General features: G+C 72.8%; 15 protein-coding genes. 9 read left to right on the plus strand and 6 right to left on the minus strand.

Features of this window, described 5'->3' with window-relative positions:
- The first annotated feature begins 111 nt into the window (after positions 1 to 111).
- The 3 genes from ACH499_RS12665 (at position 112) to ACH499_RS12675 (ending at position 2,314) form a co-directional block, all read left to right on the plus strand.
- Entirely contained in the window at positions 112 to 792 is a 681-nt protein-coding gene (locus ACH499_RS12665; RefSeq protein ID WP_399015354.1) for a hypothetical protein, read from the plus strand.
- Between the two features lie 508 nt (positions 793 to 1,300).
- Positions 1,301 to 1,519 carry an MbtH family protein gene (locus ACH499_RS12670; protein ID WP_356207341.1) on the plus strand — a complete coding sequence of 73 codons (219 nt, stop codon included), beginning with the start codon at positions 1,301 to 1,303 and terminating at the stop codon, positions 1,517 to 1,519.
- A gap of 9 nt (positions 1,520 to 1,528) precedes the next feature.
- Positions 1,529 to 2,314: a thioesterase II family protein gene (locus ACH499_RS12675; protein ID WP_399015356.1), complete on the plus strand. Its 786-nt coding sequence runs from the start codon at positions 1,529 to 1,531 to the stop codon at positions 2,312 to 2,314.
- A 66-nt stretch (positions 2,315 to 2,380) separates the two neighbouring features.
- Here the strand turns inward: ACH499_RS12675 and ACH499_RS12680 are convergent, their stop codons facing one another.
- From ACH499_RS12680 to ACH499_RS12690, 3 genes are all read right to left on the minus strand, one after another.
- Entirely contained in the window at positions 2,381 to 3,199 is an 819-nt protein-coding gene (locus ACH499_RS12680; protein ID WP_399015358.1) for a hypothetical protein, read from the minus strand.
- Positions 3,200 to 3,407: 208 nt separating this feature from the next.
- Positions 3,408 to 4,391: a beta-ketoacyl synthase N-terminal-like domain-containing protein gene (locus ACH499_RS12685; RefSeq protein WP_399015360.1), complete on the minus strand. Its 984-nt coding sequence runs from the start codon at positions 4,389 to 4,391 to the stop codon at positions 3,408 to 3,410.
- A complete protein-coding gene (locus ACH499_RS12690; protein WP_399015362.1) occupies positions 4,388 to 5,542 on the minus strand; it encodes a beta-ketoacyl-[acyl-carrier-protein] synthase family protein in 1,155 nt (384 codons plus the stop codon). Before ACH499_RS12690 ends, ACH499_RS12685 begins: the two co-directional genes overlap by 4 nt.
- Before the next feature lie 244 nt (positions 5,543 to 5,786).
- On the opposite strand from ACH499_RS12690, the gene ACH499_RS12695 reads away from it, so the two are divergent.
- The 5 genes from ACH499_RS12695 to ACH499_RS12715 are packed head-to-tail and all read left to right on the plus strand — an operon-like array spanning position 5,787 to position 8,185.
- Positions 5,787 to 6,038, plus strand: coding sequence for an acyl carrier protein (locus ACH499_RS12695; protein WP_356205592.1), 252 nt, complete (start codon positions 5,787 to 5,789; stop codon positions 6,036 to 6,038).
- The gene (locus tag ACH499_RS12700; protein ID WP_356205591.1) at positions 6,038 to 6,409 is read left to right on the plus strand and encodes a DsrE family protein; all 372 of its coding nucleotides are present in this window, start codon (positions 6,038 to 6,040) and stop codon (positions 6,407 to 6,409) included. Before ACH499_RS12695 ends, ACH499_RS12700 begins: the two co-directional genes overlap by 1 nt.
- Positions 6,409 to 6,819 (plus strand): hypothetical protein, encoded by a 411-nt coding sequence (locus ACH499_RS12705; protein ID WP_356205590.1) that lies wholly within the window; start codon positions 6,409 to 6,411, stop codon positions 6,817 to 6,819. Before ACH499_RS12700 ends, ACH499_RS12705 begins: the two co-directional genes overlap by 1 nt.
- A complete protein-coding gene (locus ACH499_RS12710) occupies positions 6,819 to 7,238 on the plus strand; it encodes a hypothetical protein (RefSeq protein ID WP_356205589.1) in 420 nt (139 codons plus the stop codon). The genes ACH499_RS12705 and ACH499_RS12710 overlap by 1 nt, the downstream gene beginning before the upstream one ends.
- Complete coding sequence (locus tag ACH499_RS12715) at positions 7,235 to 8,185, plus strand: hypothetical protein (RefSeq protein ID WP_356205588.1); 951 nt, start codon at positions 7,235 to 7,237, stop codon at positions 8,183 to 8,185. The genes ACH499_RS12710 and ACH499_RS12715 overlap by 4 nt, the downstream gene beginning before the upstream one ends.
- 150 nt (positions 8,186 to 8,335) lie before the next feature.
- Here the strand turns inward: ACH499_RS12715 and ACH499_RS12720 are convergent, their stop codons facing one another.
- The 3 genes from ACH499_RS12720 to ACH499_RS12730 form a co-directional block, all read right to left on the minus strand.
- Complete coding sequence (locus ACH499_RS12720; RefSeq protein WP_356205587.1) at positions 8,336 to 9,136, minus strand: hypothetical protein; 801 nt, start codon at positions 9,134 to 9,136, stop codon at positions 8,336 to 8,338.
- A 120-nt stretch (positions 9,137 to 9,256) separates the two neighbouring features.
- Complete coding sequence (locus ACH499_RS12725; RefSeq protein ID WP_356205586.1) at positions 9,257 to 9,454, minus strand: ferredoxin; 198 nt, start codon at positions 9,452 to 9,454, stop codon at positions 9,257 to 9,259.
- 5 nt (positions 9,455 to 9,459) lie between these two features.
- A complete protein-coding gene (locus tag ACH499_RS12730; protein ID WP_356205585.1) occupies positions 9,460 to 10,683 on the minus strand; it encodes a cytochrome P450 in 1,224 nt (407 codons plus the stop codon).
- Positions 10,684 to 10,956: 273 nt separating this feature from the next.
- Between ACH499_RS12730 and ACH499_RS12735 the strand changes: the two genes are divergently transcribed.
- The gene (locus ACH499_RS12735) at positions 10,957 to 18,645 is read left to right on the plus strand and encodes an amino acid adenylation domain-containing protein (RefSeq protein WP_399015366.1); all 7,689 of its coding nucleotides are present in this window, start codon (positions 10,957 to 10,959) and stop codon (positions 18,643 to 18,645) included.
- The last annotated feature ends 3 nt before the right edge of the window (positions 18,646 to 18,648 follow it).

An 18,648-nucleotide genomic window follows, 5' to 3' on the forward strand; every position in this document is an offset into this window, starting at 1 on the left:
GACCGTGCGCGGGAGCGGCGCTGATCGGCTACGGGGTCGGCAACGACCGGGAGAACCAGCAGGGCAACCGCCCCGAGACCGGTTGAGGCCGGCGGCCGAGGACACGTGAGGATGCGGACAGTGATCAGTCGTAGGCCGGTGCGCGCCGGACTCCTTGCCACGGCCGTGGCCGGCCTGTTGTGTCTCGGGGCCACCGGTTGTGAGGGGGACGGAGACGAGGAGGCGGCCGACAAGGCTGTGGCAGGGACGGCACTCTGCGGTGGCGACGCCGTGTCCGCCCAGGCGTCCAAGGCACTGAAGGTGATCACGGGGTCGTCGCGGTTCGGGACGACGGCGGAGAAATCCACCGTCGCGCAGGCCGCGACGGACCTCGTCGAGGCGTTTCCGGTCCCCACCGGGGGGCGCGACGACGTATGCCGCATCTACACGGCCGACGGTACGCCGGATTTCGCGATCCGAGTCACCTGGGGGCTGGTCGACGGGCCTCCGACGGGAACTCCGGCCGCGGATTTCACCGTCCTGAAAATGGGGGAGCGCACCCTTGCGGCGGCGAACAGGGCGTCGATCCGGTTCGCGTGCCGGAGCGACAAGTTGGTCGGAGCGGCAGGGGTGGCCCACATCGTCATCGGCGTGGAGCGCTGGGGCATGCCGACCGAGCCCGAGGGTGACGTCGAGGCGTTGAAGGACGCCTACGCGACCGTGGCCCACTCCGTCTCCTTGGCCATGGCCAAGGAACTGCGCTGCGAGAAGAACGGCGGACTCCCCGAGCGGCCTGTGCTGGATCCCGCGTAGCCGCCGGCGTCTGCGCGGAAGCGAGCGTGTTCAGGGGCCCTTCCTCTCCCGAGGAGGGGCCCTTCTGCTGTATGCGGTGCGCTGCCGGCATCCGTGTGTCCCGGCGGCCAGGAACATGCGTGGGGAAAGTACGTCCGCCCCGGGGCCGGTGCAGGTTCATGTAAGGGCGGCTGAGGCCCGGTTCGCGATCGGTAGCGTTTCCGGTGCGGCGGTTTTGGTGGTCGGGTTCTGCCGCGGGTTTTGCCGCATTGGGGGGCAGGATGCGTGAGCGCGAGTTCCGGGCCTCTGTTCTGTTCGCGGAAACCGGTCGCATGGATGTCATGGCGCGGAATCCGGGCCGTTCCCGGCCGGCGGCCACGTGCCAGGCCAAGGGTCTGGAAATGTCCCGTGGTTTTCAGCTGTTCACCGGGCGCGCACGGTCCGCAGTCCGCTGCGGTCCGGGACCGGGAGCGCAGCGCATGACATCGCCGTACAGGGAACGAGTAGCGAACTGCTTGGAGAGTGGACGATGAGCACCAATCCCTTCGAGGACAACGACGCCCAGTACCGCGTGCTGGTCAACGACGAGGGTCAGCACTCGCTCTGGCCGGCGTTCGCCGAGGTGCCGACGGGCTGGACGGTGGCGCACCCCGAGGACAGCCGGCAGGCCTGCCTCGACTACGTCAACGAGAACTGGACCGACATGCGTCCGCTCAGTCTGGTGCGCCAGATGGAAGGCGCCGAGTAGCCGGTGAGAATGGCGACGATCGTGAACACGGCGGGCGGCGCCGCGGTGCAGCGGCCGCGGCCCCGGCCGGACGCCGAGCGCGTGCTGGTGTGCCTGAGTTACTGCGGCGGCGGCACCGCGCCCTTCCGGCAGTGGGCGAACGCCCTGCCGGAGGACGTGGAGTTGGCGCTGATCTGCTACCCGGGGCGGGAGGCCCGGTTCGGTACGCCGTTCGCCCGGGTGTGGACGGAACTGCGCGACGACGTGGTGCGGTCCGTGCGGGGGCTCACCGGGCGTCCCTACATCCTGTTCGGCCACAGCATGGGCTCCTGGGTGGCGTTCGAGACGGCCGCCGAGCTCGAACGCCGGGGCATCGCCCCGCCCGAGGCGCTCGTCGTGTCGGGCGGTGTCGCCCCGCACAAGCGTCGGGAGGTACCCCGCGACGACGTGCCGCGTTCGGACGACAGCGCGGACGCCCTCGTACGCTGGATGCGTGACCTCGGGCAGGTCTCCCCGGCGATCGCCGCCGAACCGGAGCTGCTCAACATCGCGGTGGACCTGCTCCGCGCGGATCTCGCCGTGACGGAGTCCTACCGGTTCGTCGAGGGCTCACGGGTGTCGGTGCCGCTGCGGGTGCTGTACGGGTCCGAGGACGCCGCGCCGTTCGCGGACGTGGAACGCCACTGGCGGTCCCTGACGGAGGGGCCCTTCGAGGCCGTGGAACTGCCCGGTGGGCACTTCTACACACCGGAGGTGTGGTCCAGGCTGCCCGAGTGGTGCACCCTGCCCGTGCCCGGTGCCGCCACCACCCGCTGACCCGTCGACCAGGCCCCGCGGGCGCGATCACCGCGCCCGCGGGGCCTGGTCGTGCGTCCGTGTGCCTCAATCGGTGCCGCGCAACGCCCGTTTGCGGTCGTGCAGGACCAGCAGCAGGGTCAGGCCCATCACCACGCCGAGGACCGCGCTGACGTCGCGGGCCAGTGCTCCGGCGATGGGGAGTTCGGGGGAGGGCTGCTGCATGTCGGTGAGGGTGAGCAGGTTGTAGACGCTGTAGGCGAACAGCATGCCCGAGGACACCCAGGCTGCGGCCATCGGCGGGAGGAAACGGCGTGAGCCCCGGTGGGTGGTCAGCACCAGGATGCCCCACGCCCCGGCGAGGGCCCAGGCGGCCGTGCTCAGCGACAGCAGGTGCCACCACAGGTCGCGGCGGTCCAGCTCGTCCGCGTCCAGACCGAGGGTGCCGCCCGCGGCCCAGAAGACCTTGACCCCGGCGAGCAGCACACAGCCGACCGCGACCAGCCGGGCCAGCGTCACCTGCAACTGCCGTGTGCCGCCGACCGGTTCGGCGCACCGCAGCGGACCGCCGAGGGCCTCCGGCCAGCGCGCCCTGGCGTAGCCGGCCAGCGCGACGGGAAGGCCGATCCCGACGCCGACCAGCGAGATCATCACGAGGATCTGTTCGTAGACCCAGAAGTCCGGTGAGCCCGCCTCCTGGTCGCGGTTCATGGCGGCCGGGCCGAGCACCGGCGCCAGCAGCAGCATGGGCACGAGAAGACCGGTGCCGACCCACACGGGCAGGGCCACCGACCACGCGGGCAGGCGTTCGCCCCAAGGCCGGGAGAACGCCATCGCCAGCACGATGCCGACGGCGGCGAGGAACGCGGTCGCCGCGTTGATCGCACGCCAGTCCGCGCCGCTCATTTCCTCGGTCGGAATGAAGAAACCGAAAGTCCAGACGATTTTGATGAGCAGATACGGTGTCACCGCTATGGCTGCTCCCAGGCCGCCGATACGGCGGAACCTGGTCAATCGGTCGGTCGGCTCTACTGCCCTTACAGTCATATCAGCACGCTATCGGGGGTCGGCGGACGGGTCAAAGATTCCCGACGGATCTGGGGTCCTTCGCCACTCAGGTGAATTCCGGACCAACGGCGTCGCCGATTCCCGTTGCGGTGAGATGCCCGGATTCGGAAACGGATATCAGCAGGGCGGGACCGGCGCCCGGCCGGGCCAGGGCGACCAGCTCCAGCAGGCCCGACACCGCGCAGTGCCGCGCCTCCCGCACCGCCTCGGCGGGGTCCCGCACCGCGCTCCCGGTGGCGGCCAGCGCCTTGACCACGGCGTCGCGGACGGCGAGAGCCAGGGGCACGGCGGCGGGCGGCGCGACGACCAGGAGGCCCACGGCGCCGGAGGCGGGGGCCAGGGCGGCGATCCGCGCCGCGTGCCTCTCCAGTGCCGCGGCATCGGGGTCGCCCGCGGGAGCCGGGGGCAGGAACCGGGAGAGGACGCCGGTGACCTCGGCGAGGGGGCGGCCGACGCCTGCCGAGCCGGGTGTCCGCCCCCTCGCCGACAGCACGACGGCCGCCGCGGCGTCGTACTCGCCGCCGCCGCCGTGGTCCTCGGGCGCCTGGTCGGCCGCCGCGGCCACCACCACGTCCGCCCGGCCGGTACGCAACGCGGTGACCGCGAAATGCACGGCTTCCAGACCCGCCGTCACCGGGTTGGTGAGCGTGACCGAGAAGGCGCGGGCGCCGGTGCTGATGGCGAGCTGACTGCCCGGCGTGTTCATCGAGAAGCCCGGTACCTCGGCGGGGCTGATCCCCCGGACCCCCTCGGCCGTCAGGACCGCGTCCATCCGGCGGTGGACACGGGTGATGGCGTACTGGGTGCCGGTGACCACCCCGAACCGCTCGGCGGCGGCGCCGGTGAGCGGTGGGTCGTCGTGGCGCCGGCCGAGTGCCTCGTTGCCGGCCGCGAGGAGGTAGCGGGTGGCCGGGGTGAGGTACTTCCAGCCCCGCCGGCCGAGGTGGGCGGCCGGGTCGAACCAGGGAGCCTCGCCATCCGGGCGCGGTTGCTCGGCGACGGCGCCGACGCCGGTGATCAGCACGCTCACGCGGCGGCCCGCAAGGCCAGAACCGCGTTGTTGCCGCCGAAACCGGTGCCGCTGACCAGGACCGAGGGGCGCGGGAGCGGCACCGGTCCGTCCAGGGGGACCGTCAGCGGGCAGTCCGGGTCCGGGTTCTCGACGTGCGCGTTGGGCGGGACCAGGCCGTGGCGCAGGACGAGGGCCGCGATCAGGCAGCCGAACACGCCGGCCGCGCCCGCCGTGTGACCCATGACCGCCTTGGGCGCGTACCCGAGCACCGAGCCGGCCCGCCCGCCGGCGGCGGTCACCGCCTCGCCGATCGCGGTGGCCTCCACGGTGTCGTTGACCGCCACCCCGGCGCGGTGCAGCACGGCCGCGCCGGGCGCACCGTCGATCCCGGCCAGGGCGAGGGCGGCCGAGCGGCGCAGTTGTTCACCGGAGGGCTCCGGCGCCATCGGATGGTGGGCGTCGCAGCTCCAGCCGTGCCCGGCCAGCACGGCGTGCGCCGTCCTGCCGCGCCGGCGTGCGGACTCGGCGGACTCCAGCACCAGGGCGGCGGCGCCCTCCCCGGTGACCATGCCGGCCCGGCCCGTGTCGAAGGGGCGGCAGCAGTCGCCGTCCAGGAGTCCGAAGCGCTGCAGCGTGCCGACGGCGACGCGGGAGAAGGCGTCCCCGCCGCACGCGACGACGATGTCCGCCTGGCCCGTTGCGATCAGCTCCGCGCCCCAGGCGACCGCGTAGGCGCCCGCGGAGCAGGCGGTGGAGAGGGTCTGGCCCGGACCGCCGATCCCGAACCGGGCCGCCAGCGAGGCCGTCACACGGTGGGTGGCGGGCGGAATGCAGGCGGGGTCCGCGCCCGCGCGCAGGTCCGCGCCCCGCTCCGACAGATCGATGTCGCCCAGCGACGTCCCCACGGTCAGTCCCGCGTCCAGCAGGTCCCCGGCGGTCAGCCCGGCCTCCGCGACGGCCTCGGCGACGGCGTTCGCCAGCAGCGAGCCGGTCCGTCCGGTGCCTCTCGCCGGTGCGTCGGCGTCCGGCACCGCGTACAGATGCGGGCGGTCCGGCAGGCCGCAGACGTCCGGCGCGGGATCCGGCCGCCGGCTCGCGCCGAGCAGCCCTTCCCACAGGGCGCCGGTGCCGCTGCCGAAGCAGCTCACCGCACCGAGTCCCGTGACCATCACCGTCACCGTGCACCTGCCTCGCTGTTCGCTCTTTCCCGGCGGCGCGGCACGACGGCCGCCACGGGCGGCACAAAGGCCGACGCCATTCAGCATGCATTCCCGGGATTGACCGACCGCGGTGCTTGCAAGTACCTGCAGCCACCAGCGGAGTGCCTCGTCAGCTTCCACCGCGCTGACCTAGCATCCAGCCGCGCATGTAATTCCGTACAAGGCGCGAATGGCCCGAGGAAAGGAAATTCCGGTGAGTGCCGAAACCACGCTGGACGTGTCTGAACTTCGCGAGCTGGTGGCGGACACACTGGATGTCGAACTCTCGGCGCTGACCGACGACATTCTCCTCATCGAGGAACTCGGCGTCGACTCCGTCGTGGCCCTGGAACTCATGGTCACGCTCGAACAGCGCTACGGGATCAGGATTCCCGAGGAGGAGCTCGGCACGGTCCGCACGTTCCCCGACATCCACGTCCTGCTGAACGGGAAGCTGGGCGGTTGATGGACGCGCAGACGGCGGCCGCCGGCACCGCTGCCGGTGCCGGCGCCGCGTCCTACTTCCTGGTCGAGAGCAAGGGGAACTGGGCGGGTCCCAACGCGGGCACGTTCCTCATGGACGCCGTGACGCTCGCCGAGGCCGGGCACCGGGTGCGGGTGTTCCTCGTGGAGGACGGCGTACTGAGCGCCGTCGGCAACGACGTCCCCGAGATCCGGCGGCTGGCCGGGGCCGGGGTCGAGATCCTCGTGGACGACTTCTCGGCGGCGCAGCGCGCGCTGTCCGCCACCACCCTGTCACCGCACGTCAGGCTCGTCGGCATGGACGTCGTCGCCGCCGCGCTCACGGAGGACGGCTGCCGGGGGGTGTGGCACTGATGGCCGCGATGGAACGCCGGGTGTGGGACCTGCTGCTGATCCTGACCGCGGCACCGCACTCCTCGGACGTGGTGACCTCGGCGCTGCGCCTGTCCCAGGCGGTGCTCGACCGGGGCGGTTCGGTACGTGTCTGGGCGTGCGGCTACGCCAACATGATGACCCAGGACACCTTCGGCGACACCAAGCTGCCCAACACGCGTGACCCGGAGGGCCACTACCCGTCCCCGTCGGCCCTCGTGCAGCGGATGACCGCCGACGGCGGCGGCCGCTTCGGCTGGATCGCGTGCACCGCCTGCTCCGAGGAGCGCGGCGCCGTGCACCACGTTCCGCAGGTGCGGCACCGCTCCCCGCTGCGGCTGGCGACGACCATCGCCGGCGCCCGGCAGACGCTCTACCTCGGAGGGGCCTGATGAGCAGCACCGCCACCGCCCGCGGCCGGCTCGGCCCGCCCGTGCTGTGCGTCCTGGACCGTGCCTACCGCGGTGCGGTCGAGGCCCAGTTCTTCCACGCCCTGTACGGACTGCTCGACCTGCACGGGCAGTTCGAGAGGGTCGACGTCGCGTTGCGCGGCTCCGCGGTGACGCTCGCCGTCGAGGAGGACGTCTACCGGCCGTCGGTCCGGCTCGGCACGATGACGCTGGACACGCTGCCCGACTACCGCGGTTCCGTGCGCGACCTGATCGCCGAGGACTGCACCGTCTTCGTCGACCGGGACGCGGTGACGGCGCTGGGCTTCGGCCCGGAGCGCCTCGTCGCCGGGACCGTCTGCCTGAACCAGGCCGAGCTCGCCCTGCGCTGGCCCGAGTACGACCAGGTGTGGTTCGTGTGACCGGGGCTTCCGCCGACTCCGCGCGGCGCGCCTACGCGGCACCGCTGCGCGCCGTGGACCGGATGCGGATCCTCTCCGACGGGCCCGGGACCAGGATCGTGGTGTACAAGACCGTCGATCCCGAGGACCCCTACATGGCGGGGCACTTCCCCGGGCTGACGCTGCTGCCGGCGGTCTTCGTCCTGGAGGCACTGCGCCAGGCGGTGACCACCGTCGTCGGCACGGACGAGCCGCTGAACCTGCTGGAGGTGCGGTCGGGGCGCTGGCTGGCGCCGATGCAGGGCGGCGACGAGATCCGCCTGGACGTCACGGTGACGCCCGACGGCCCGGGACGCCGGCGGGTGACCGCCGACGGCGTCCGGCAGGACGGCACCCCCGTCGCGGCGGTGAAGGCCACGCTCGGCGACCGCGCCGCCGTCCTCGCCGCCCCGCCACCGGAGGACGCGCCGCCCCCCGCGGCCGACGGGCCGTCCGGCCCCGACTACACGGGGATCCTCGACCTGCTGCCGGTACGGCACCCCATGCTCATGGTGGACCGGGTCGAATCCCTCGACCCCGGGCGGCGGATCACCGTGGTCAAGGCGGTCTCCGGGTCCGAACCCTGTTACCAGCAGATGGCCGACGGACTGCCCCTGTCGCGGTACATGTACCCCCGGTCGCTGATGCTGGAGTCCTTCGGACAGGCGTCGGTGCTGCTGTGGCTGTCCACCGGCACCGCGCGGGGCGTTCCCGTCGCCGCGGCCTTCCGTGACTGCCGCTTCTTCGGCGAGGTGCGCCCCGGCGCCGTCCTGCGCCATGTGTCGCGGATCGACCGGCTGATGGCCGACAACGTCTTCGTGTCCGGGCAGACCTGGGACGGCGACCGGTGCGTGATGACGGTCGGGGCCCTGGTCGGCTCCAGCCGGCCGCGGGAGCGGGTCGACCGCGCGATGACCGCCGCCTCCTGAACGCCCGGCAGCGAACCGGCCCCCGTTCCTGAGAACGGGGGCCGGTTCGTCGTGCCCGGGGCCGCCCGAGGACGCCGGGACACCTCACCCGCACGCCCCGGGCCGACCTCGGGAGCTCCGCAGGACTTCCGCGGAGCTCCCGAGGGCACCTCAGGACGCCACGTACGAGCCGAGGATGCGGTTGACGGCCTCGGCCACCCGGCCGTCGCGCAGCATGTCGGCGTGGTCGACGTCGATGTCGACGTTGCGCCCGGCCAGCGCCGCGCCCTGCGAGGGCGTACGGGAGTTCACCGCGGTCCCGGTGCGCCAGGCGGCGGCCGGGTCGATGCGGCGGGCGGCGTCCAGGTAGGAGACGTACGACCGGAACACCGCGACGAACTCGTCCAGCAGCTCGGTGTCCAGTTCCTCGCGGGCGAACGCCGCGCCCGCCCGCTCCATGAAGATCCGTACGAGGACGTCGCCGTACGCGCCGAAGTCCACGTCGGCCGTGAGGGCGGCGTTCGCCTCCTGCTGGGCGGCGATCACCTCCTGGGCGGTCAGCACCGAGGCGAACTGGTTCATCATCGTGGCGAAGTCCCGGTACAGGCCGGCCGGAGCCGGGACCTCCGGCTCGAACAGCACCAGGTGGGGCGCATCGCCCTGCCGGGCCGCCACCCGCGCCGCGAGCTCGCCGGCGAAGACGCTGCCGGCGCAGTAGCCGAGCACGGCCCGCACCCTGCGGCCGCATGCCGCCGCCTGGCCGTCCCACAGCACGAGGTGGTCCTCGGCGGACAGGGGGGCGGTGCCGGACGGCTGCCGGGTCTCCCACAGGGCGAGCGCCGGATCGAGGCGCGGGGCGAGGTCGGAGAAGGACGAGTCGGAGCGGCCCGTGGTGGCGAAGTCGACGGCGAGCACCAGGTCGCCGCCGTCCCGGCCGGGGTTGAGCACTTTCCATCCGCTGAGCTGGGTCATGGACTGTCCACTTCGGTGACGAGGGCTGGTACGGGGAAAACGACCGCGGGCCCGGTGCCCGGTCGATGTCGGAGTCGACGGGGTGCCGGACCCGCGGCGCGGGGGACGGGGGGAGCGGGGTCAGCCGCCGGTGATCCGGACGGCCTTGCCCGGGCAGAGGTGTTCCGCGACCTTGCGGGCGTCGTCGGCGTCGGCGCCGGTGGGCGTCTCGTTGAGGACGACCACCATCCCGTCGTCCTCCTGGTCGAAGACGGACGGGGCGTGGAGCGTGCACAGCCCTGCCCCGATGCAGCGGTCGCGTTCGGCGGTCACCTTCATCGCGCCTACCAGCCGATCGTCAGCTTGTGCACCGGCGGCAGCCCGTCGATGAGCTCGATCGGCTCGTCGCTCTGCACCAGGTGCAGCCCGGGGAAGCGCTCGACCAGGCTGGTGAGGCACATCTCCAGCATCAGCCGCGCGACGTGCTGGCCGAGGCACTGGTGGACGCCGTAGCCGAAGGCCAGGTGGTCGCGGGAGTCGCGGTGGATGTCGAAGACGTCCGGGTCCGTGTACTTGGCCGGGTCGCGGTCGCCCAGGCCCTTGAGGACCAGGATGCCCTCGCCCGCCTTGATGGTGACGCCGTCGATCTCGACGTCCTCGAGGGCGACACGGGCGATGATCTCGTCGACCAGGCTGTAGTAACGCAGCACCTCGTCCACGGTCTTGGGCATCAGACCCGGCAGGTCGGCGCGCAGCTCGGCGAGCTGCTCGGGGTTCTCGACCAGGGCCTGGATGCCGAGCGCGATGCGGTTCACGATGAACTCGTAGCCCGCGAGCAGCAGCATCTTGGTCATCAGGGTCAGACCGTGGTGGTCGAACTCGTCGGTCTGCCCGGCCCGGGTGATGAAGTTGCCGAGCATGTCGTCGGTCGGGTTGGTCTGCTTCTCCGTGACGAGGGCCGCGAAGTACTTCATCAGCTCCTCGTTGGCCGCGAGCTTCTGCTCCATGGTGTACGAGTGCCGGGTGCCCACCATGATCGCCGCGTTCCGGGTGAAGATCTCCCGGTCGTTCTCGGGGATGCCGGCCAGCTCGCAGATCACCTGCGCGGGGAAGGGCAGGGCCAGTGCCTGGACCAGGTCGGCGGGGGCGCCCTCGGCCTCCATGGTGTCCAGGTAGTGGTCGATCAGGTCCTGCATCCGCGGCCGGAGCTTCTCCGCGGCCTTGATGGTGAAGTCCGGCAGAGCCATCTGACGGACCCGGGTGTGCCGCGGCGGGTCCATGGTGACCAGCAGGTTCTTCGCGTCGCGGGCGATCATGTCGAGCAGTTCCTGCGGCGCGGGGAACCGGATCGGGAACGTGGGGTGGGGCTCGACGCTGAAGCGGTTGTCGGCCAGCAGGCGCTGGATCTGGTCGTGCCGCGCGACCAGCCACGCCTTGCTGCCCGACGGCATGGTGACCTGCGTCAGCGGCCGGCCCTCCGGCAACTGGTCGTACTCCGGCAGCAGCGGGTTGGGCCAGCCGTGCGGGGCGACAGGGCACGTCGCCACCTTCGTCTCGGCGTCGGTCATGACGGTACCCCTAATTCTGAGCTGAGGTCGTTTCCTGCGGGCCGATCCTAAGGAGCACGAGACCCTCCGCAGGACCCTTTGCCGCTAGCTGCAGACCGGGCGGGCGGGAGAAACCGAATTCCCTCGTGGGGACGTCGTTTCCGGAAATTGCATCGGCCCGCGACAGCGAATACCGGGTCGTGTATCCGTTGAGTCAGTAGTCCGAGCACCCGGCCTTTCACGCCTTCACCGCCGAACACCGGATCGGCCCGGCCCGAAGAAAACAGAGGACAGATGTCTGACTCGTCAGCCACGGTTCTGCCACTGACCGCCGGCCAGGCCGGAATCTGGTACGCACAGAGCCTGAGCGGTCCCAACGCCACCTTCAACGCGGCCCTGTACCTGGACATCGAGGGAGCCGTCGACGAGCGGCTGTTCGTGTCCGCGATGCGCCAGGTCGTCACCGAGGCCGAGGCCCTGCGGGCGCGGATCACCGACGACGGCACCGGTCCGGTCCAGGTCGTCGAACCCGTCGGCGACTGGGACGAACAGCCGCTGCACGTGAAGGACTTCACCACGGCCGAGGAGCCGTGGCAGGAGGCCGAGGCGTGGATGTGGTCCGACGCGGACACCGCGCTGGACCTGGACGGCGGGCCGCTGTACCGCTTCGCCCTGCTGAAGGTGGCGGACGACCGGACGCTGTTCTACTACCGCTACCACCACGTGGTGATGGACGCCGCCGGCGCGAGTCTCGTCGCCGCCCGCGTCGCCGAGGTCTACACCCGGCTCGTCGCGGGCGACGACACCGCCGCCGGCGCGTTCCCCCCGCTGCGCGAGCTGATCGAGGACGAGGCCGCCTACCGCCGGTCCGCCGCCTTCGAGGCCGACCGGGACTTCTGGACCGCCCGGTTCGCCGACGCCCCGGCCGTCCCGAGCCTCGGCGACCGGCCGACCGCGATGCCTCACCACCAGGTCCGGGCCGGCGGGCACGTCCCGGCCGGCGTCGGAGCCGAGGTCCGCGACGCGGCCCGCACGGTCGGCGTCGGCTGGCCGGCCGCCGTGCTGGCCGCCCTCGCCGCCTACACCAGCCGCGTCACCGGCAGCACGGACGTCGTCGTCGCCCTGTCCGTCGCCGCCCGCACCACCGCCACGGGCCGCGCCGTGCCCGGCATGGTCTCCAACGTCATCGGCGTACGGCTGGACGTGCGGCCGGAGATGACGGCCGCCGAACTCGTCCGGCACGCCCACCGGCGGATGCGCGAGGCGTCCCGGCACAAGCGGTACCGCTACGAGGACCTGCGCCGCGACCTGCTGCTCCTCGGCTCCGACGGGAGACTGCTGGGGCCCCGCCTCAACCTGCACGTGGCCACCGTCCCCGTCTCGTTCGCCGGAGTCCCCGCCACCCTGCACCCGCTCACGGCAGGCCAGGACGACGACTTCTCCCTGATCGTGATGGCCGAGCCGGACGGCGGCTTCCGGTTCGACATGACGGCCAACCCGGACGTCTACCGCTCCGGCGCCGCCGAGCGCCACCACCGCCTCGTCATGCGGCTGCTCGGTGAAATCGCCGCCCACCCGCACCGTCCCGTCGGCGCGTTCGACACGGTCGACGAGGAACTGCGGACCCGGCTCGTCGACGAGTGGGGCGGTGTGGCCTCCACTCCGGAGCCCGTGCTGTCGACCCTGACCGAACGCTTCGCCGGTGCGGCCGCCGCCCACCCCGACCACACGGCCGTGATCGCCTTCGACGGCGACGAGCGCCGCACCCTGACCTACCGGGAGCTCGACGCGCGCTCCAACCGGCTGGCCCGCCTGCTGATCTCCCGCGGCGTGCGGCGCGGCGACCTCGTCGCCCTGGCCATGCCCCGCTCGGCGGACCTCCCCGTGGCGCTGCTCGCCACGATCAAGGCCGGCGCGGCCTATCTGCCGATCGATCCCGACTCCCCGGCCGACCGGGCCGCCTACATCCTCGGCGACGCCCGCCCGACCGCCATGGTCACCGCCCACCAGGACACCCTGGCGGCGCGCCCCGCGGACGACGTGCCCACGATCGTGCTGGACGACCCGTTCATCCGCATCGCCCTGGCCGCGCTGTCCGACGCGCCCCTCCAGGACGGCGAGCGGGGCGGCCCGCTCCTGCCCCACCAGGCCGCCTACGTCATCTACACCTCCGGTTCCACCGGCCGCCCCAAGGGCGTCGTGGTCGCCCACCAGAACGTGATCCGGCTGCTCGACCACACCCGCCACTGGAGCGGTTTCGGCCCGGACGACGTGTGGGCGCTGTTCCACTCCTACGCCTTCGACTTCTCCGTGTGGGAGATCTGGGGCGCCCTGCTGCACGGCTCCGGACTCCTGGTGCCGCCGCACCACGTGACCCGCTCACCGCACGAGTTCCTGCGGCTGCTGGCCCGCGAACGGGTCACCGTGCTCAACCAGACCCCCTCCGCCTTCTACCAGCTCGTCCAGGCCGACGCCGACGAGCCGGAGACGGGCGCGGAACTCGCCCTGCGGTTCGTCGTCTTCGGCGGCGAGGCACTGGAGTTCGGCCGGCTCGCCCAGTGGTACGAGCGGCACGCCGAGGACGCCCCGCGGCTGGTGAACATGTACGGCATCACCGAGACCACCGTGCACACCACCGAGCTCATGCTGAACGCCTCCGACGCCACGGCCGGCACGGGCAGCATGATCGGCCTCGGCATCCGCGACCTGCGCCTGTACGTCCTCGACGGGGCGCTGCGCCCGGTCCCGCCCGGTGTCCCCGGCGAGCTGTACGTGAGCGGCCCCGGTGTCGCCGACGGCTACCTCGGCCGCCCGGACCTGACCTCCACCCGGTTCGTCGCCGACCCCTTCGGTCCCGCCGGGGAGCGCATGTACCGCTCCGGCGACGTGGTGCGCTGGGCGGAGGACGGCTCCGCCAACCTCGAGTACCTGGGCCGCTCCGACCACCAGGTCAAGATCCGCGGGTTCCGCATCGAACCGGGCGAGATCGAGTCCGCCGTACTGCGCCACCCGGACGTGCGCCAGGCCGCGGTCGTCGTACGCGAGGACAACCCCGGCGACAAGCGGCTGGTGGCCTACGTCGTCGGCGGGCGGGGCGACGGCCCCGCGCTGGAGCCGGCGGCGCTGCGCAAGCACGCGGCCGCCGAACTGCCCGACCACATGGTGCCGTCCTGGTTCGTGCAGCTCGACGCGCTGCCGCTGACCACCAACGGCAAGCTGGACACCCGGGCGCTGCCCGCACCCGACTTCGGCGCCGCCACCTCCGGCCGCGCCCCGCGCACACCTGAAGAGGAGATCTTCTGCGGTCTGTTCGCGGAGATCCTCGGCCTCCCGTCGGTCTCCCTGGACGACAACTTCTTCGACCTGGGCGGCCATTCGCTGCTGGCCACCCGGCTCGTCAGCCGGATCCGCGCCGCGTTCGGCGTGGAACTGGCCATCCGCACCGTCTTCGAGCACCCCACCCCGGCCGCGCTGATCGCCTGGCTGGCCGGCACGGGCAACGTCCCCGAGGCCCGGCGCCCGCTCACCGTGATGGACAAGCCGGAGGAGATCCCGCTGTCCTTCGCCCAGTTGCGGCTGTGGTTCGTCGACAAGATCGACGGCGGGGCCGGCACCTACAACATCCCGCTCGTGGTGCGGCTGCGCGGCTCGCTCGACGAGGAGGCGCTGCAGGCCGCCATCGGCGACGTGATCGCCCGGCACGAGAGCCTGCGCACCGTCTTCCCCGACCGGGACGGCACCCCGCGCCAGCACGTCCTGTCCGCCGCCGAGGCCACCCCGGTCATGGGCGTGACCGAGATCGCCGCGGCGGACCTGGACGAGGCCATGGCCGACATGGCCGCCATCGGCTTCGACCTGGCCACCGAGGCACCCGTGCGCGCCCACCTCTTCCGCGTCGCGCAGGACGACCACGCACTGCTCATGCCGGTGCACCACATCGCCGGCGACGGCTGGTCCCTGGTGCCGCTCACCCGCGACCTCGAGACCGCCTACACCGCCCGCAGCCAGGGCCGGATCCCCGACTGGCGGCCGCTGCCGGTGCAGTACACGGACTACACGCTGTGGCAGCGCGAGATCCTCGGCGACGAGGACGACCCGGGCTCGGCCATCTCCGGTCAGCTCGCCCACTGGCGGCAGTACCTGGCGGGGCTGCCCGAGGAGGTCACCCTCCCCACCGACCGGCCCCGGCCGGCCGTCGCCACCTACCGCGGCGAGACTCTGCGCTTCGCGCTCACCGCCGAGCAGTACCAGCACCTCATGCGCTGCTCCCGGGAGTTCGACGTCAGCCCGTTCATGGTGGTGCAGACCGTGCTGGCCGCGCTGCTGAACAAGCTCGGCGCCGGGGACGACGTCCCCCTCGGCATCTCCATCGCGGGCCGCACCGACGAGGCGCTGGACGACCTGGTCGGCTTCCTCGTGAACACCCTCGTGATGCGCACCCGCCTCGACGGCGACCCCCGTTTCGACGACCTGCTCGGCAAGGCCCGGGCGGACGGCCTCGCCGCCTTCGCCAACCAGGACCTGCCGTTCGAGCGGCTGGTCGAGGCCGTCAACCCGGAGCGGTCGGCGGGCCGCCATCCGCTCATCCAGATCGGCCTCGGCTTCCAGAACAACGCGACCCCGGCCCTCGACCTGCCCGGCCTCGACGCGTGGATCGAGCCGGCCGTCACCCGCACCGCCAAGCTCGACCTGCTCTTCGACTTCCGCGAGGTGCAGGGCGAGGGTGACACCCCCGACCACATGGTCTGCGCCGTCGAGTACGCCACCGACCTGTACGACCGCTCCACCGTCGAGCTGCTCATCGAGCGGCTGGTGCGCCTGCTCGAGGCGGCGACCGTCCGCCCGTCCGCCCGGCTCAGCGAGCTGGACGTGCTCCGGGACGACGAGCGCCGGCGGGTCCTCGTCGAGTGGAACGACACCGCACGCGCCGTCGACTTCGACACCCTGCCCGCCCTGTTCGCCGCCCAGGTGGCCCGTACGCCCGAGGCCCTCGCGCTGGTCGCCGGCGCCGAGGAACTGACGTACGCCGAGCTGGAGACGCGGGTCAACCGGCTGGCCCGGCAGCTCGTCGCGCGGGGGATCGGCGCGGAGGACCGGGTGCTGCTGGTCATGCCGAAGTCGGTCGACCTGGTGGTGGCGCAGCTCGCCGTGGTCACCGCGGGCGCCGCGTTCGTCCCGGTCGACCCCGGCTACCCGCGCGACCGCGTCGCGTTCATGGCCGGGGACTGCGCGCCCGCGCTCATGCTGACCTGCGCGGAGGTCGCGGGGACGGCCGCCGAGGTCGTCCCGGACACGCCGACGCTGGTGGTCGACGACCCGGCCACCGCGGCCGAGATCGCCGCCCGGCCCGACACCCGGCTCACCGACGCCGAACGGGTCCGGCCCGCCTCGGTCGACCACCCCGCCTACGTCATCTACACCTCCGGCTCGACCGGCCGCCCCAAGGGCGTCGTCGTCACCCACCGCGGCATCGGCAACCTCGCCGCCGCGCAGATCGAACGGTTCGCGATCCAGCGGGACAGCCGGGTCGTGCAGTACGCCACGCCGAGCTTCGACGCGGCCGTGTCGGAGACCTGCATCGCGCTGCTGCGCGGCGCCGCGCTGGTCCTGCCCGTCGACGCCGGGCTGCTGCTCGGCGACGCGCTGGCCCGGTTCCTCACCGAGTACCGCGTCACCCACGCCACCATCCCGCCGGTCGCGCTGACCGGCCTGGACCCGGCCGCCGTGCCCGCGGACCTGGTGCTCACCGTCGCCGGCGAGGCCTGCCCGGCGGAACTGGCCGGCCTCTGGTCCCACGGCCGCCGCATGATCAACGCCTACGGCCCCACCGAGACCACCGTCTGCGCGACCATGAGCGAACCGCTCACCGAGGCCGCCGTCCCGCCCATCGGCACCCCGATCACCAACATGCGGGTGTACGTGCTGGACGCCCGGCTCAACCCGGTCCCGCCCGGTGTCGCGGGCGAACTGTACGTGGCCGGCTGCGGCCTGGCCCGCGGCTACCTGGGCCGGCCCGGCCTGACCGCCGAGCGGTTCGTCGCCGCGCCGTTCGGCGAGCCGGGCGAGCGGATGTACCGCACCGGCGACCTCGTGCGCCACCGCGCCGACGGCCGGCTCGAGTTCGTCGGCCGCGCCGACGACCAGGTGAAGCTGCGCGGCTTCCGCGTCGAACCCGACGAGATCGCCAAGGTGCTGACCGGCCGGCCACAGGTGGCGTCGGCGGCCGTCGTCCTCCGCGAGGACCGGCCCGGTGAGCGCAGGCTCGTCGGCTACGTGGTGCCCGCCCGGCAGAGCGCCGAGGACCGCGACACCGGCCTGGAGACCGACCAGGTCGACAAGTGGCAGGTCATCAACGACGAGGTGTACGGGGCCGCCGCCGAGGACGGCCCGCCGCTCGGCGAGAACTTCGCCGGCTGGCACAGCAGTTACGACGGCTCCGTGCTGCCCGAGGAGGAGATGCGCGCCTGGCGCGCCGCGACCGTCGAACGGATCCTCGACCTGCGGCCCGAGCGGGTGCTGGAGATCGGCGTCGGCGCCGGCCTGATCATGGCGCCGGTCGCCCCGCACGTGGAGCTGTACTGGGGCACCGACCTGTCCGGCACGGTCATCGAGACGCTGCGCCGCCAGACCGCCGCCGATCCGGTGCTCGCCGGACGGACCCGGTTCACCGCCGCCCCGGCACACCGCCTGGACGGCGTGCCGGAGGGCTCGTTCGACACCGTCGTCATCAACTCCGTCGCCCAGTACTTCCCGAGCGTCGACTATCTGACCGAGGTGATCCGCAAGGCGTTCGCCCTGCTCGGCGACACCGGCGCCGTCTTCCTCGGCGACCTGCGCGACCACCGGCTGCTGCGCTGCATGCGAGCGGGCGTCCACCGCGTCGCGCACCCCTCCGACAGCGCCGACGCCGCGCGGGCCGCGGTCGACCGGGCCGTCGAGCGCGAGACCGAACTGCTCGTCGACCCCGGTCTGTTCGACACCCTCGCGGGCGTCCTGGACGGCTTCGGCGGCGTCGACATCCGGATCAAGCAGGGAGCCTACGACAACGAGCTCAGCCGCTACCGGTACGACGTGGTGCTGCACAAGAACCCGGCGGACGCCGTCTCCCTCGGCTCGGTGCCCGTCCTGGCCTGGGACGACGCCGACGGCCTCACCGGTCTCGCCGCCCGGCTGCGCGAGCCCGGCCGGGCCCCGCTGCGCGTCACCGGCATCCCCAACGGGCGGCTCGCCGCCGACCTGGTCGCCGTCGCGGAGATCGACGGCGTCCCCGCACCCGACGGCATCGCCGTGGGCGCGCTCACCGAGATCGGCTCCCGCGCCGGCTACCGCACCCTGGTCACCTGGACCGCCGCGGTGACCGACGGACGGCTGGACGCGGTGTTCGTCCCGGACGCCGGCACCGGCGTCCCCGAACCCGCCTACCGCGACCTGTACCTGCCCGGCCCCGCCCCCGACCGGTACGCCAACGACCCGCTCGCCGGCCGCAGGGACGGCGCCCTGGTCGCCGAGCTGCACGAGGCGCTCGCCGCCCGGCTGCCCGACTACATGGTGCCCTCCGCGCTGGTCGTCCTGGACGCGCTGCCCGTCACCCCGAACGGCAAGCTCGACCAGCGGGCGCTGCCGGCCCCGGACGCCGCCGCGTCCGCCTCGGGCGCGGCACCCTCCACCCCCGAGGAGGAGATCGTCGCCCGGATCTTCGCGGAGGTGCTCGGGCTCGCCCGGGTCGGCGCGGACGACGACTTCTTCCGCCAGGGCGGCGACAGCATCGTCTCCATCCAACTGGTCAGCAAGGCCCGGGCGGCGGGACTCGTGTTGACGGCGCAGGACGTGTTCGCCCACCGCACCGTACGCGCCATCGCCGCGGCGGCCGTCCCCGCGCCGGACGACACCGCAGCGGACGACCCGGCGGCCCGCAGCGAGTGGGACATCCCTCTGGTCTCCCAGGACGAGCTGGACGAGTTCGCATCGAATTGGAGCGTTTAGTCA

This window comes from Streptomyces sp. NPDC018947 (assembly GCF_044390505.1).
Taxonomy (GTDB): Bacteria; Actinomycetota; Actinomycetes; order Streptomycetales; family Streptomycetaceae; genus Streptomyces.